Genomic DNA, 16,932 nt, shown 5'->3' with positions numbered 1-16,932 from the left:
GCGCGGGCGTCCGGGCCGCCGGTGACTTTCCGCCTTCGAGCCCCTATGGAGGCCGGGTTGGCGGGTAGGAGTCCCTAGGATTCCGGGGTTCCGCCAACTTCCCTAGAGGACGGCCCGTTGTGACGCCTACGTACCGAACCGCCCTGGGCGCCGCCGTGCTCGCGGCCGCGCTCTCCCTCACCGGCTGCTCCGACAGCGACAGCGGCACCAGGACGGCGAAGCCCGGCGCGCCCGCCGCGCGGGGCGGCGCCCTGGCGGCCGTCGACACCCTCACCGTCAAGGGCCGGGCGCCGAAGACCGGTTACTCGCGCGACCAGTTCGGCCGGGGCTGGACCGACACGGACGCCAACGGCTGCGCCACCCGGGAGGACATCCTCAAACGGGACCTCAAGGACGTGAAGTACAAGGACAAGTGCGACATCGCGTCCGGCACCCTGACCAAGGACGTCTACACCGGCCGGACCATCAAGTTCGTCCGGGGCAGCAGCAAGGTCGACATCGACCATGTGGTGGCCCTGTCGGACGCCTGGCAGAAGGGCGCCCAGGGCTGGGACAAGAAGAAGCGGGTGGCGTTCGCCAACGACCCGCTCAACCTGCTCGCCGTCGACGCGAGCGAGAACCGCCGCAAGAGCGACGGCGACGCGGCGACCTGGCTGCCGACGTTCGCGGCCGGCCGCTGCACGTACGTGGCGGACCAGGTGGCCGTCAAGAAGAAGTACGGGGTGTGGGTGACGGAGGCCGAGAAGGAGGCGATGAAGAAGGTCCTCACCGAGTGCCCGCAGCAGAAACTGCCCACCGGGTGAGGCCCGTCCGTCTCCCCCGGCACGGCTGACGCTCAGCCCGTCTTCACCCAGTCCTGGCAGCCGCTGCTCTTGAAGTACGCGTCACCCGCGCCGATCCGCACGATCGCCGTGCCGCTCACGTTCTCGTTCGCCAGGACGGCCTCGGTGCTGTGCGAGGCGTCCTTGGCGCGCTCCCAGTAGCACTGGTCGTCCTTGTTGCCGGCCGACTTGTACGTGCCGGGAGCGACGTCGGTGCCCACCTTGAACATGCCCCCGTCGCCCTTGAGCGTCGTCCTGGGGGCGCCCTTGGCGGGCGCCTTGGGGTCGAGCAGGTGCCAGTCCGCGCAGTCGCTGCTCTTGAAGATCTTGTCGCTCGCCGCCACGGTGACGTAACTGGCGCCCGTGACGTTGTCGTTGGCGAGGATGGCGTCGGTGCTGCCCGAGGCGTCCTTGGACCGCTCCCAGTAGCAGCCGTCCTTGTTGCCGGTGCTCACATAGGTACCGGGCCTGATGTCCGGGCCGACCTGGAAGGTGCCGTCGCCCAGGCCCTTCTCCTTCTTCCCGCCCGCCTCCTGCTTCTTCCCGCCCGCCGGGCTCCCGTCCGTCTTCCCGGGAGCCTGCCGCGAGGCCGCGGTGGCGGGTGCCTTGCCGTCCGAACCGCCGCCCGCGCCGACCGCGCCGCCGACGGCGACGACGGCGACGACCGCGCCGACGCCGGTGAGGACCTTGTGGCGGGCGAACCAGTTGCGCTGGTGCTGGGACATGGCTGTGCCTCTCCGTCGGGCCCTGGGGCCTGGTGAACCGATGGGTCAATCACAACAGAGACTGTGAACCGAGTCAACAGGGTCCACAGGCATGGCTTTGTTCACGGTCGTGTATGGAGTGCTCCGAGGCGGATCGCTATGCTGGGCGGCACAACAGACGAGGGGAGTCGGGCCCGTGCCGGACAACGCAGGCGAGGTGACCGCCGCCGGAATCGCCCGGCTCGCCGGGGTGGGCCGGGCGGCCGTCAGCAACTGGCGCCGCCGCCACGCCGACTTCCCCAAGCCCGTCGGCGGCACCGAGACCAGCCCCTCCTTCGCCCTGCCCGAGGTCGAACAGTGGCTGCGCGACCAGGGCAAACTCGCCGAGGTCCCGCTGCGCGAACGCGTCTGGCAGCAGCTCTCCGGCCACCCCGCCGGGGCCGTGACCGGACTGGTCCACGCGGGCCGGGCGCTCCTACTGGCCCGGGACGACCCGGACGGCTGGCGCCGCCTCACCGCACTCGGGGACACCGGGTTCGCCGAGGCGCTGGCGCGGACGCTGGAGGGGGGTGTTCACAGCGACGCTGTGAACACGCCCGCCCCGGCCGCCCCCGCCCCGGCCGAGCTCGCCGCGTCCGTACCGCTGCTGCGCGGGGTCGGGGAGCTCGCCGCCGAGCTGGGCGCCCGGCAGACCTTCGAGTTCCTGCTCGGCCGCCACCTCGACGCCAACCCGCGCCAGTACACGCTCACCCCGCCCGGCCCCGCCGAGCTGATGGCCGCGCTCGCGCTCGCCTCCCAGGCCGCCTCGGTGCTCGACCCCGCGTGCGGCACCGGCACACTGCTGCGCGCGGTCCCGCACGCGGAGGCGGTGTACGGACAGGACGCCGACCCGGAGCTCGCGGCGCTGGCCGGACTGCGGCTGGCCCTGCACGGCCCGGCCGAGGTGCGCACCGCCGCCGCCGACTCGCTGCGCGCCGACGCCTTCCCCGCGCTCACGGTCGACGCGGTGCTCTGCCACCCGCCGTTCAACGAGCGCAACTGGGGCCACGACGAGCTCGCCTACGACCCGCGCTGGGAGTACGGCCTGCCCGCGCGCACCGAGTCCGAACTGGCCTGGGTGCAGCACGCGCTGGCCCGGCTGCGCGAGGGCGGCACGGCCGTCCTGCTGATGCCGCCCGCCGCCGCCTCCCGCCGCTCCGGCCGCCGCATCCGCGCCGGGCTGCTGCGCCGGGGCGCCCTGCGGGCGGTCATCGCGCTGCCCGCCGGCGCCGCGCCCCCGTACGGCATCCCGCTCCATCTGTGGGTGCTGCGCAAGCCGGGCGCGGGCGCCCACCCCGCGCCCGAGCTGCTGCTCGTCGATGCCGCCGGGCTGCCCGGCGGCGAGGGGGGCGGCCGCGACAAGCTGCCCTGGCAGACCGTGCGGAGCGCGGTCCTCGACGCCTGGGCGCCCTTCGACCGGGACGGCACCGCCGAGGAGCGGCCGGGAGTCTCCCGCGCGGTTCCGGTCATCGAACTCCTCGACGACGACGTGGACCTGGCCCCCGCCCGCCATCTGCCGCCCCCGGCCGCGGCGGGCGGCGCCGACGCCCTGGAGGCCGTCCGCGAGGAGCTCGGCGCGACCCTGCGGCGGACCGCCGAACTGACCCCGCCGGCCGCGGCCCCCGCCCCGCACCCGGGCACCCGGCTGCCGCTGACCACCGTCGGCGAACTCGCCCGGGCCGGGGCCCTGGTGCTGCGCTCCGGCGGTACGGGCGCCGCGGCCGCGGGCGTGCCGGTCCTCACCGAACAGGACGTGCTGAGCGGCACCGCCCCCTCCGGCACCCTGCCCGACGGTCCCGCCGAGGACCCGGTCCTGACCGAAACCGGGGACGTGGTGGTGCCGGTGCTCGGCGGCGGCACGGTCGCGCGGGTCGTCGACGAGGCCGCCGCCGGGGCCGCGCTCGGCCGCAACCTCCAGCTGCTGCGGCCCGCCCCGGCCGCCCTCGACCCGTGGTTCCTCGCCGGGTTCCTGCGCGGCACCGCCAACAACCGCCAGGCCAGCAGTTACGCCACCACCGCCTCCCGGCTCGACGTCCGCAGACTTCAGCTGCCGCGGCTGCCGCTGGCCGAACAGCGCCGCTACGGCGAGCGGTTCCGGGCGCTCGCCGCGTTCGAGGACGCTTTGCGGCTCGCGGGACGCCTCGGCGAGCAACTGGTGCAGGGGCTGCACGACGGGCTCACGGACGGCGCCGTACGGCCCGAATAGATCCGGGGTGGATCCGGAAGGAATCGCGAACGAAGCCCGAGGAGATCCGGACCGTCAGCCTCCGCCCAGGCGTCTCTGACCCCGGCCCCGACCTGGGTGGACCCTGACCGCGCGTCACCTCTACGCTCTGGCCAGCGATGTACGTACCGCCCTGTCAGGAGCGCAGATGCCGAGCCCCGCGAGCATGAAGGTGATCACCATCAGGGTGGTCTTCTCCGTGCTGGTGGTGCTCACCCTCGGCCTGCTGGCGTGGACGGCGATGCTGCGGCTCGCCATCCTCCGCCGCACCCGGCGCGCCTGGGCGCTGTTCTGGGCGCAGCTGGCGGTCAACCTCGGCTGTCTGTCGATGCTGCACACCCATTTCAAGGACAGCTGGGTGTCCACCGCGGGCATGGTGATCCTGCTGGTGCAGGCGCTCGTGGTGCTCATCTACTACCTGGCCGCCGACATCCACTTCCACCAGCGGCGCCTGCCGCCCGCGCCGCCGCACCCGCCCGCGCGGCCGTCCCCGCGCATCCACCAGGTCCGCGCCGAGCTCGACGAGCTGAGCAGCCTGCTGCGCCAGGAGGAGGGCCGGTGAGCACCGGACGGGTGATCGCGGGGCGCTACGAGCTGGCGGCGCTGCTCGGCCGGGGCGGGATGGGCCAGGTCTGGACGGCGTACGACCAGCGCCTGGACCGCCGGGTCGCGGTGAAGCTGCTGCGCCCCGACGCGGTGGCGGGCGCGAGCGCCGCCGACGAGACCCGGCGCCGCTTCGCGCGCGAGTGCCGGGTGACCGCGCAGGTCGACCACCCGGGCCTGGTCACCGTCCACGACGCGGGCAGCGACGGCGACGACCTCTACCTCGTGATGCAGCACGTGGAGGGCGCCGACCTCGCCGACCACCTCGCCGAGCACGAGCCCTACCCCTGGCCGTGGGCGGTGGCGGTCGCGGCCCAGCTGTGCGCGGCCCTGTCGGCCGTGCACGCGGTGCCGATCGTCCACCGCGACCTCAAGCCGCGCAATGTGATGGTGCGGCCCGACGGCACGGTCACCGTCCTCGACCTCGGCGTCGCCGCGGTCCTCGACCACGACACCACCCGCCTCACCCGCACCGGCTCGCCGATCGGCTCCCCGGCGTACATGGCGCCCGAGCAGGCGATGGGCGGCGTGGTCGGCCCGTACACGGACCTGTACGCGCTCGGGGTGCTGCTCCACGAACTGCTCAGCGGAAACGTCCCGTTCGCCGGGACCACCGCGCTCGGCGTGCTCCACCGCCACCTCTACGAGCCGCCGCTCCCGGTCCGCCAGGTCCGGCCGGAGGTGCCCGAGGCCCTGGAGGCGCTGGTGCTGCGGCTGCTCGCCAAGGACCCGGGGCGCCGGCCCGCCTCCGCGCAGGAGGTGTACGAGGCGCTCGCCCCGCTGCTTCCGGTGCGCGGGACCCCGGCCGGGCACCCGCTCGACCCGACGCGCCCCTTCCTGCGCCCGCACGCCCCCTGGCCGGACCGCGCGGCCACCCCGCCGCCGGCGCACGTGCCCCCCGCGGCGCCGCCGGTGCCGCCGCAGGCGCCCGGACCGGCGCGGCCCGATGTCGCGGGCGCCGTCGACGAGGCCAAGCGGCTCCTCGGCGAGGGGCGGATCACCCAGGCCGTGGACATCCTCGGCGCGATCCTGCCGGCCGCCGCGGCCCGGCACGGCGAGGGCTCCCCGGTGGTGCGGATCCTGCGCAAGCAGTACGCGGCGACGCTGATGGACGACGGCCAGTACCGCCGGGCGCTGCCCGAGCTGCGCCGACTCGCCGAGGAGCGGGCCGCCGAGGCGGGCCCGGCCGACCCGCAGGCGCTGGCGTTCCGCCACGACGCGGCGCTCTGTCTGGAGCAGCTCGGCGACGCCGCCGCCGCGCTCGCCGAGTACCGTGCGGTCCTGCCGTACTTCGAGAGTCCGTACGGCACCGGAGACCCGGACCGGGCGGCCGAGATCCGGCGGCACATGGACGCGCTGCTGCGCCTCCCGTCGGGCGCGGGACGCGCTTGACCTTCGCCCCGGCTTACCCGGCCCAGGCATGCGGCGGTACTTCTTCTGGCAAAAGTACGGGAAAGTCCGAACCGGACAGACGGAACAACTCATTCCACTCGTGCAATGGGTTGCTCAAGCGGCAGCCAAGAAGGGGTCTGCTGACTGTCATTTAGGTGCTCTTTACGGACAAGATCGGCGCGTTTCTGTCTTCAGGGGCGTGCTGTGCCCTGCGCGGCCTCTTCGGCCTCTTCGGCCCGTTCGCCCCGATCCCCTTGTCTGAGGAGTCGCCTCGTGCGCCCGCGCCCGTTCCGCCGTTCCCCACGGCGGCCCTCGTTGTACCGCCGCCGTCACAGACGTGTGGCGCTGCTGCTGCTCACCAGCCTCGCGCTGATGCTGACCACCCAGCAGGCCATGGCCGACGACGCCCATCTGGGCCGGATATCCCTGCCCAGTCTGCGCTCCGTCACCGCCTGGTTCAAGGACCCGCACTGGGGGTCGCTCCCCGAGCAGCAGGGCGGTACGGCCGCCGGTCACGGCCACCACACCACTGCGGCCGCCACCAAGGCGAACAAGGGCAAGGGGCACAAGCCGGGCAAGGGGCGCGGTGAGCTCGACGCGTACCACCCGTACGCGAAGGCCACCAAGGGCGGCAAGAGCCGCTCGGCGCAGGGCTTCAACTCCAAGACCAGCCGTCGCAATCCGGTCAAGTCCACCCGTACCGCCACGGTCTTCGACAACGCGGACGGCACGCTGACCCGGCAGGTCGCCATGACGCCGGTGAACTACAAGGACGGCGAGGGCAAGTGGCAGCCCATCGACGTCGACGTGAGAGCCGGGCCGGACAAGCGCTGGCACGAGAAGGCGAATTCCCTCGACGTCGACTTCGCCGCCAAGGCCACGGACTCCGCGCTCGCCTCCTTCGCCACCGACGGCTCGCACGCCCTCAGCTACGGCCTCCAGGGCGCGGCCCCCGTCACCGGCACCGCGCACGGCTCCCGGGTCACCTACGCGGGCGTCCTGCCCGGCACCGACCTGGAGCTCGCGCCCACCGCGACCGGGCTCAAGGAAGCGATCGTCCTGCACTCCGCGCAGGCCGGCAACGTCTGGACCTTCCCCCTCGACCTCAAGGGCCTCAACCCCCGCCAGGCCCGGGACGGCTCCATCGACCTGGTGGACACCGCCGGCAAGACCGTCGAGCGCATCCCCTCCGCGTACGCCTACGACGCGAAGGTCGATCCGCGCTCCGGCGACCCGGCCACCACGCACTCCGTGACCTACCAGCTGGTCCGCCAGGGCGCGAGGACCGCCCTGAAGGTGACCCTGGACCCGCGCTGGCTGCACGACCGGGCCCGCGTCTTCCCGGTCACCGTCGACCCGACCGTCACCGACGGCTGGACCACCACCTACGCCGAGTCCGGCGCCCCCGGTGACCACTCCTCCGAGCAGACGGTCAAGGTCGGCTCCTACGACTCCGGCCCGCACTCGGCGGCCGCCTACGTCAACCACTGGTACAACACCTGGGACGGCACGAAGGCCACGGTCACCTCGGCGACCCTGCACCTCTTCGACACCTGGGCCTCCACCTGCACCCCGGAGCGCTTCGACGTCGCCCTGGTCACCCAGGCCTGGAAGCCCGAGACGGTCACCGGCTACCCCGGCCCGTCCTACGGCTCCTCCATCGGCAACGCCACCCCGAGCGTGCCCAAGGCCTGCGCCAACACCGGCGCCGACCGGACCGTGGGCGACTGGGTGGACGTGCCGCTGGCCACCAGCGCCATCCAGGGCTGGTTCAACGGCACCACCGCCGACAACGGCCTCGCCGTCTACGCGGCCACCAACGACAACCTGCACTGGAAGCAGTTCGGCTCGTTCAACGACCCGGCGCTCGGCCCGTACATGTCGGTCACCTACACCGGCAACGCGGCCCCGCAGATCTACCAGCAGTACCCGAACAACAACGCCGTCGCGGACACCACCACGCCCCACCTGACCGCCTGGGCGGGCGACGACGTCACCACCACCCCGCAGTACGTCTTCCAGGTCTACGACAACACCAACACCAAGGTCGCCGACTCGGGCCTGATCGCCAACGGCGACTGGACGGTCCCGGCGGGCAAGCTCAAGTGGGGCCAGACGTACTACTGGACGGTCCAGGGCTACGACGGCTCGCTCTACACCCCGGCCGCCGACTGGTACGCGCTCCAGATCCAGGTGCCCCAGCCGGTGATCACCTCGGGTCTGTCGCAGAACAGCGGTGACCACGGCTTCGACGCCTCCAGCGGCAACTACACCACCAGCGACACCGACGCCTCGATCTCGACCGTCGGCCCCAGCCTCGACGTGGTGCGCGACTACAACTCCCGCGACCCGCGCTGGACCGGCTCCTTCGGCGCCGGCTGGTCGGCTATCTTCGACACCCGCGCCACCGAGAGTTACAACGCCGCGGGCGCGGTCACCGGAGCGGTCGTCTCCTACCCGAACGGCTCGCAGGTCGGGTACGGCAAGAACGGCGACGGCAGCTTCTCCTCCGGCTCCGGCCGCTACTCCACCTTCAAGTCGGTCACCGGCGGCTACTCGCTGACCGACAAGGACGACACCGTCTACACCTTCACCCAGGCGCTCGGCTCCGGCGGCTACGGCATCACCTCGGTGACCGACGCCAACGGCCGCGCTCTGACCTTCACCTGGTCCGGCGGCCACGTCACCAAGATGGCCTCGGCCGTCTCCGGACGCGCCCTGAACGTCACCTGGTCGACGCCGTCCGGCGCCGCCGCGGCCCATGTGGCGACCGTCGTCACCGACCCGGTCGTGGCCGGCACCCCGTCCACCGCGCTGACCTGGACCTACGGCTACACCGGCGACCAGCTCGTCTCGGTCTGCCCGCCGTCCACCACCACCGCCTGCACCAAGTACACCTACACCGCGGGCTCCCAGTACCAGAACGCCTCGCTCGACCTCGACCCGCGCGCCATGTGGCCGCTCGGCGAGGCCTCGGGCACCGTCGCCCAGGACGCGGTCCTCGGCAACGAGCACACCCTCGACGCCACCTACAAGAACGTCACGCTCGGCCAGGCGGGCCCGCCCAACGGCGGCACCGCCGCCGGCTTCAACGGCACCACCTCCGCCGTGGCGCTGCCCAACGACACGGGCAACAACACCGACTCGGGCGCCCTGTCGCTCTGGTTCAAGACCTCGGCGGGACCCGGCGTCCTCTACTCCTACGCCTCGCAGCCCATCGACGCGGGCAACGCGGCGGGCTACTACACCCCGTCGATCTACGTCGGCAGCGACGGCAAGCTGAACGCCGAGTTCTGGTACAGCGGCGGCATCGCCCCGCTCACCACCTCCGCCTCGGTCGCCGACGGCAAGTGGCACCACGTGGTGCTCTCGGCCGCCGGCAACTCGCAGTCGCTGTTCCTGGACAACGCCAAGGTCGGCTCGCTCGCGGGCACCGTCTCCATCAAGAGCGGCACCGCCTTCGGCAAGAACCAGCCGTTCAACTACCTCGGCACCGGCTTCCTCGGCGGCAACTGGCCCGACCAGCCGCACCAGAGCAGCACCAGCAAGACCGGCTACGCCACCTACTTCAACGGCTCCATCGCGGGCGCCGCGTGGTACGACCGCCCGCTGGTCGCCGCCGACGTCAGCGCGCTCTACAACTACGGCACGCACGCCTCCAGCCTGCTGTCCTCGGTCACCCGCCCGTCCGGCAAGACGTACGCGGCGATGACCTACGACCCGGGCACCGCGGCGCTCACCCAGCTCACCGACGAGAACGGCGGCGTCTGGAAGATCGGCGCGCCCACGGTCACCGGCTCCAGCCAGACCTACCGGGGCGCGGTCCTCGGCGGCGCCCCCGCCACGTACTTCCGCTTCGGTGAGGCGGCGGGCGCGGGCAGCGCGGTCGACGAGACGCGCGGCGGCGACGGCACGTACAGCAATGTGACGCTCGGGGCCGCGGGGCCCTTCGGCGACCACAAGACGGCCGCCTTCAACGGCACCAGCTCCTTCGTGAAGGTGCCGGACGTCCAGACGGGCAGCACCTCCGCCTCCGCCGAGCTGTGGTTCTCCACCACGCACGGCGGCGCGATCCTGATGAACGCGCAGAACGCGCCGATCGGCGGCACGGTCACCTCGACCACCCCGCAGCTGTGGATCGGCACCGACAACAAGCTCTACGGCGGCTTCTACACCACCTCCGGCTCCGTGCAGATGGGCACCACCGGCACGGTGACCGACGGCAAGTGGCACCATGTGCTGCTCTCCGCCACGGGCAGCGCCCAGACGCTGTACCTGGACGGCACGCAGGCGGCCACCAAGACCGGCACGGCGGCCCTGGCCACCGGCGGGCGCACCACCGACTACATCGGCGCGGCCACCACCGGCTCCGGCTGGGCCGGTCTGCCCTACCCGGCGACCGTGTACTTCAACGGCTCGCTGGCGGAGGTCGCCACCTACCGGACGGCGCTCACCGCCCAGGACGCGGCCGCGCACTTCCAGGCCGCGAAGAACTCCACGGGCCTGCTGCCGGTCTCGACGGTGAAGGTCACCTCCCCGGCCAACGCCACCCTGACGTACCAGTACGACGTCACCCACAACAACCGGACGCTGACCGAGACCGACGGCCTCGGCAACACCACCAGCTTCGGCTACGACACGGGCGGCTTCGAGCACACCGTCACCAACCCCAACGGGGCGATGACGGTCACCGGCCACGACGTCCGCGGCAACACGGTCTCCACGACCTCCTGCCAGAACCAGGCGGCCAACGCCTGTTCCACGGAGTACTTCAGCTACTTCCCGGACGACACCACCGCGCAGCTCACCACCGCCGACCCGCGCAACGACATCCTGCTCACCCGGCGCGACGGCCGTTCGGCCTCCGCGACGGACAACACGTATCTGACGTCCTTCGGCTACGACAGCGCGGGCAACCAGACCACCATCACCGGTCCGGCCGTGGCGGGCTTCCCGAACGGGCGCACCACCACGACCGTCTTCAGCGACGGCACCGCCACCTACCCGGCGGCCGACGGCGGCAGCGTCCCCAAGGGCCTGCCGGTGAGGACCATCAGCCCCGGTGGAGCGGTCAACTCCGTCTCCTACTTCAAGAGCGGCGACGTGGCCTCGACCACGGACGCCGGCGGTCTGGTCACCTCGTACACCTATGACGGTGTCGGCCAGGTCCTGAGCAAGAAGGTCGTCTCCGACACCTACCCGGCCGGGCTCACCACGACGTACACGTACGACGCGGACGGCCAGGTCGTGCAGGAGAAGGACCCGCAGCTCACCGACCGGGTCACCGGCGCGGTCCACGCGGCGGTCTCCACCACCGTCTTCGACGTCGACGGCAACATCACCTCGCAGTCGGTGGCGGACGGCAGCGGCGGCGACTACACCCGCACCGAGACGCAGACGTACGACGCGTACGACCACGTCGCCACCAAGAAGGACGCGAACGCGAACGCGGGCGCGGCCAACGGCAACACGGTCACCTACACCTACGACAGCCAGGGCAACAAGACCAAGGAGGTCTCCTCCTCCGGGACCGAGATCCGCTACACCTACGACGACAACGGCCAGCTGCTGACCCAGGGCGTCATGTACGCCGGCGACCCGGTGAGCCCGCGCTCGCCGTCGCTGCTGACCGAGTCCTCGCGGGCCTACGACCCGGCGGGCCGCCTCGCGTCGGTCACCGACGCCATGGGCTCGACGACCTCGTACACCTACACCGACAACGGCCTGACGTCGACGGTCACCAAGAAGAGCGCCGACGGCACCGGCTCCACCGTCCTGGAGTCCAACACCTACGACGCGGCGGGCAACCTGCTCTCCAGCGCCACCGACAACGGCGAGACGGTCACCACCCACACGGTCGACGCGGCCTCCCGCAACACCTCCACCACCGTCGACCCGGGCGGAGTCGCCCGGGTGACCAGCGTGTCGTACACGCCGGACGACGAGATCGCCACCGAGAACGACCACGACTCCTCGGGCTGGGACCGGACGGTCACCAACGCGTACGACGCGATGGGCAACAAGATCGCCGAGACGCTCTACGGTGACGCCGCCGGGCACCCGACCGGCTGGTGGAAGCTCGACCAGAGCTCCGGCTCGACGGTCACCGACGCCTCCGGCTCCGGCAACACCGCCGCCGCCACCGGCGTGACCTGGAACGACTCCGCGGCCACCTTCGCGGGCACCGCGGGCCAGCAGATCGCCACCAACGGTCCGGTGCTCGACACCGCCGCCTCCTACACGGTCTCCGCGTGGGTGAACATGGCGTCCCTGCCGACCCACAACGCCACCGTCGTGGCCCAGGCCGGCACCACCAACAGCGCGTTCATGCTCCAGTACAACTACGCCCACACCGGCGCGCCGCTGTGGTCCATGGAGCAGACCAGCTCGGACGCGGCCTCGCCGTCGTTCCCGGCCGCCTACTCCACGGCGAAGCCCGTCGCGGGCGCCTGGACGCACGTGGTGGGCGTGTACAACGCCTCCAACGGCGCGGTGCAGGTGTACGTCAACGGCACGCTCTCCGGCAGCGCCACCAACAGCGCTCCCTGGAGCGCGCACGGGCCGCTGATGATCGGCGCCGCCAAGTACGGCGGCTCCGTGGTCGACGCCCTGCCCGGCGGGGTCGCGAACGTGCAGGTCTACCAGCGCGCGTTCACCTCGACCGACGTCACCTCGCTCTACGGCAAGGGACGCGCGGGCGGCACCGCCGCCTCCTCGGACGAGCAGAAGACCACGTACACGTACGACAAGCGCGGTCTGCGCACGTCCATGACGGACGCCAACCGGAACACCACCACCTACGCCTACGACGAGGCCGGGAACCTGGCGGTCACCACCGCCCCGGCCGTCCAGGCGGAGAACGACGGCACCAACCCGCTGACCGTACGGCCCGTCACCACCAGCGGTTTCAACACCTTCGGTGAGGCCGTCGAGGAGCAGGGCCCCAACGGCGACGTGACCACCACGGCCTACGACGCCAACGGCAACAAGGTCTCCGAGACCCTGCCGCAGTACACCCCGGCCGGCGGTTCCACGTCGGTCAGCGCGCCCGCCACCTGGACCTACGACAGCGAGGGCAACCAGACGTCGTCGACCTCCCCGGGCGGACGCACCACCAGCTACCTCTACGACCAGCTGGGCCGGGTCGCCCAGGTGACCAGGCCCGACGGCGCCACCGTGCACACCACGTACGACAACGCCGGCGAGCCGCTCTCGGTCACCGACGGCACCGGTGCCACCACCCAGGCGACCTATGACTACCTGGGCCGCCAGCTCACCTCCACCACGCTGGAGCGGTTCCCGTCCACCCGGACGCTGACCAGCACCAACTCCTACGCGGTGACCTCGGGCAACCCCTACGGCACGCACGTGTCGTCGACCACGACCCCGGGCGGGGTGACCACCTCGTACGGCTACGACCGGACGGGCCAGACCACCTCCGTCACGGACGCCGCGGGCAACACCACCCGGTACACCTACGACTTCCAGGGCAACCCCCAGAAGACGATCCTGCCGGACAACACCTGGACCCAGACCGACTACAACGCGTCCGGGCAGCCGACGTACAACAAGCAGTACGACGCGGCCGGCACCCTGCTCGCCCAGTCCTTTGTGGACTACGACGCGGTGGGCAACGCGGTCGCCACGACCGACGCCCTCGGCCACACCTCCCGCTTCACCTACGACGCGGCGGGCACGGTCACCCAGGAGATCCAGCCGGTCTCCGCCACCGAGTCGATCACCACCAGCTTCGGCTACGACCAGGCGGGCCACCGCACCCGGTTCACCGACGGGCGGGGCAACTCCTGGCGCTACACCTACACCCCGTGGGGCCAGCAGGAGAAGGTGATCGAGCCGTCCACCGCGCAGTACACCTCGGCGGCGGACACCACCACCACCTTCAGCTATGACGCCGACGGCCGGATGGTGAAGGCCGTCAAGCCCGGTGGTACGACGACGTCCCTGACGTACGACAAGAACGACCAGGTCCTGACCATGGACGGCCAGGGCGCGGACGCGGCGACCGCCACCCGCTCCTTCGTCTACGACAAGGCGGGCCGGGTCTCCTCGGCCGACACCGCCGAGGCGGGCATCACCGGCAACGCCGATCACCAGTCGGCCACCCACGAGGCGTTCGGCTACGACGACCGCGGCGACCTGCTCTCCGCGACCGGTTCGGCCGGCTCCTCCAGCTTCACCTACAACGCCGACTCGGCGCCGCTGACCCGCACCGACGCGGCCGGCACGACGACGTACGGCTACGACACGGCCGGCCGGCTGTCCACCCTGGACGACGCGGCGACGAACAACCGGCTGACGTACTCCTACGGCAAGCTCAACGAGCTCACCCAGATCAAGTACGGCGCCACCGGCCAGACCCGCACCCTCACCTACGACACGTCCCACCGCCTGACCGGCGACACCCTGATGCAGGGCGCCACCGGTCTCGCCTCCCTCGGGTACGGCTACGACAAGAACGGCAACCTGACGTCGAAGACGACGACCGGGGTGCCGGGCGCCGCGAGCCACACCTACACCTACGACTGGGCGAACCGCCTCACCTCGTGGAACAACGGCTCCACGACGACCGCCTACGGCTACGACGCCTCCGGCAACCGCACCCGGGTCGGCGCGGACGTCTACACCTATGACGCCCGCGACCAGCTGACCTCGGACGGCAACCACAGCTACACCTACTCCGCGCGCGGCACGATGACCCAGCAGGCCGGGTCGGACGGCTCCGTCGCCTTCACCACCGACGCGTTCGGCGCCCAGATCACCGCGGGCACCCACGCGTACAACCTGGACGCGGCCGGGCGGAACATCACCGACACCGACACCGCGACCCAGAGCAGCCGCACCTTCCAGTACTCGGGCGCGAGCAACACCATCGCCTCCGACGGCACCTACACCTACACCTATGACGCGGGCGGCTCGCTGGTCGGCGTCGGCAACGGCTCCTCCGGCAGCGCGCTGGCCCTCACCGACCAGCACGACGACGTCATCGGCACCTTCACGGCCGGCGCGAACGCGCTGTCCGGCTCGGCGAGCTACGACCCGCTGGGCAAGGGGATCGGCACCAACACCGTCCTGGGCCACCTGGGCTTCCAGTCCGGCTGGACCGAGCCCGGCTCGGGCGACGTGGGCACGGCCTCGCGCTGGTACAACCCGGCGACCGGCCAGTTCCGCAACAAGGACAGCATCTCGCTGAACCCGGTCCCGAACTCGGTGTCCGCGAACCCGTTCGCGTACGTCAACGACAACCCGCTCGCGGGTACGGACCAGTCCGGCAACTGCTCCTGGTACGACGTGGTGTGCGGCGCCAAGAAGGTGGCCCACAAGGCCGCGGCGGTCGTCCACCACGTGGCGGCGCCGGTCTACCACGCCGCCGTCCAGGTGGTGCACCAGGTCGTCCAGGTCGCCAAGCACGTGGCGAAGAAGGTCGTCCACCGCGTCCGTGACGTCTACCGCGCCACGGTGCGGGTGGTGCGCCGCGTCTACCACTACGCCGTACGCAAGGTGAAGCGCGTCTACCACGCGGCGGTGCACGCGGTGCACACCGCGTACCACAAGGTCACCAAGACGGTGAAGCGCGTGGTCCACGCCGCGAAGAAGGTGGCCAAGGCAGCGGTCCACACCGTCGCCAAGGCGGCCCGCACGGCCTATCACGCCACCGTGAAGGCGGCGAAGACCACGGCCACGTTCGTGAAGCACCACGCGGCCGCGATCACCTCGTTCGTGGTCTCCACGGCGGTCTTCATGGGCTGCGAGGCGGTCACCGCGGGCGTCGGCTCCATCGGCTGCGCGGCGGTCGCCGGAGCGGTCGGCTCCCTGGTCACCCAGGGCTTCGCATGCGCCCAGAAGGGCGGCGACGAATGCAGCGTCGGCGCGTTCGCGGGCTCGGCGATCGAGGGCGCGGCGTCCGGCGCGCTGGGCGGCGTCCTCGGCAAGATCGGCGGTTCCCTCCTGGCCAAGGCGGCGCCCAAGGCGATGAAGGCCGTGGGCGGGCTGTTCGGCAAGGGGGCGGCCGCGGAGGAGACCGCGGCACGGGACGCCACGGAGACGGCGGCGTCGCGGGCCCAGGCGGAAGGGGCCGGTGGACGCAGTGAGATGGGCGGCGGCTGCAGGGTCGGCGTTCCGCACAGCTTCACCGGCAATACCAAGGTGCTGATGGCCAACGGTTCGACCAAGGCCATCGACAAGATCAAGGTCGGCGACTCGGTCGCCAACGCGGTGCCGGGCGTGTCCGGCACGGAGTCGCACAAGGTCACCGCGGTGATCGTCACCAAGACGGACCGCGACTTCGTGGACGTCACGGTCAAGGCGGCGAAGCGCGGCGCGAAGGTCAAGAAGGCCGTCCGCAGGGCGGCGCTGGGCCTCGCGGCCTCGGCGGCGGTGCTGGGCGCGCTGACGGCGGCCCCGCAGAAGGCGCAGGCGGCGGAGGTGACCGCCAAGGGCGACCACCTCACCACCACGTTCCACCACCCGTTCTACGACGCCACGCAGTCGGCGTTCGTGGAGGCGAAGGACCTCCACGAGGGCGACGTCCTCCAGACCCCGACCGGCACGGCCGAGGTCACCGGCGTCCGCCTGTACCACGCGAACACGACGACGTACGACCTGACGGTCGGTGACCTCCACACCTACTATGTGGAGGCCGGCGAGACCCCGGTCCTGGTCCACAACTGCAACACCGCGGTCCAGAACGAACTGGGCCAGATGCGGCAGGAAATGGGAATGAATACTGTCGCCAAGGAGGACGCGGACGTTGCGGCAAAGGTCAAGGGTGCGAAGAAGAATACCCTTGGCAAAATGGAGTTCGACGGTGGTCGGGATGCCGTTTACGGCCAGAACGGCAAGCTTCCTCGGCCGGTCCCGTTCCCTGGCAAGGGCAATCGTATGACGGCGACTTCATACGAGGACCACGCTGAAGGAGACATGGTCACCCAGGCGCTGTCCAAGGGCTACTCCGGTGGTAGCGCCACGATATATACGGACCGAATCACGTGTAAGTTCTGCAGGAACTCCATGGCGGGTTATGCCGAACAGCTGGACCTGGATACCCTCCATGTCTTCGACCCGGTGGGTCACGTCGGTACGTATACCAGGAATATCGGAAAGTTCATCCTCGCACCCGGAAGGTAAACCG

General features: G+C 71.5%; 5 protein-coding genes and 1 pseudogene. 5 read left to right on the top strand and 1 reads right to left on the bottom strand.

Annotated elements, in window-relative coordinates; translation table 11 throughout:
- Positions 1–119 precede the first annotated feature (119 nt).
- Positions 120–803, top strand: coding sequence for an HNH endonuclease family protein (locus tag ABZ404_RS38250; protein WP_358835698.1), 684 nt, complete (start codon positions 120–122; stop codon positions 801–803).
- 32 nt (positions 804–835) lie between these two features.
- Here the strand turns inward: ABZ404_RS38250 and ABZ404_RS38245 are convergent, their stop codons facing one another.
- A complete protein-coding gene (locus ABZ404_RS38245; RefSeq protein ID WP_358835697.1) occupies positions 836–1,546 on the bottom strand; it encodes a hypothetical protein in 711 nt (236 codons plus the stop codon).
- A 175-nt stretch (positions 1,547–1,721) separates the two neighbouring features.
- Here ABZ404_RS38245 and ABZ404_RS38240 point away from each other — a divergent pair, with 175 nt between their 5' ends.
- From ABZ404_RS38240 to ABZ404_RS38225, 4 genes and pseudogenes are all read left to right on the top strand, one after another.
- Positions 1,722–3,770, top strand: a complete 2,049-nt coding sequence (locus ABZ404_RS38240) for an N-6 DNA methylase (protein WP_358991629.1) — start codon at positions 1,722–1,724, stop codon at positions 3,768–3,770.
- 166 nt (positions 3,771–3,936) lie between these two features.
- Positions 3,937–4,350: a hypothetical protein gene (locus ABZ404_RS38235; protein WP_358833886.1), complete on the top strand. Its 414-nt coding sequence runs from the start codon at positions 3,937–3,939 to the stop codon at positions 4,348–4,350.
- Positions 4,347–5,732, top strand: a pseudogene (locus tag ABZ404_RS38230) (serine/threonine-protein kinase); the annotation flags it as partial. The gene ABZ404_RS38235 and the pseudogene ABZ404_RS38230, both read left to right, overlap by 4 nt.
- A 390-nt stretch (positions 5,733–6,122) precedes the next feature.
- Positions 6,123–16,928, top strand: a complete 10,806-nt coding sequence (locus tag ABZ404_RS38225) for a LamG-like jellyroll fold domain-containing protein (protein WP_358833888.1) — start codon at positions 6,123–6,125, stop codon at positions 16,926–16,928.
- Positions 16,929–16,932 lie beyond the last annotated feature (4 nt).

The organism is Streptomyces sp. NPDC005878, from assembly GCF_040629815.1.
GTDB lineage: Bacteria > Actinomycetota > Actinomycetes > Streptomycetales > Streptomycetaceae > Streptomyces.
The sequence above is the reverse complement of the archived record's forward strand: the minus strand, read 5'-3'. Positions and strand labels throughout refer to the sequence as shown.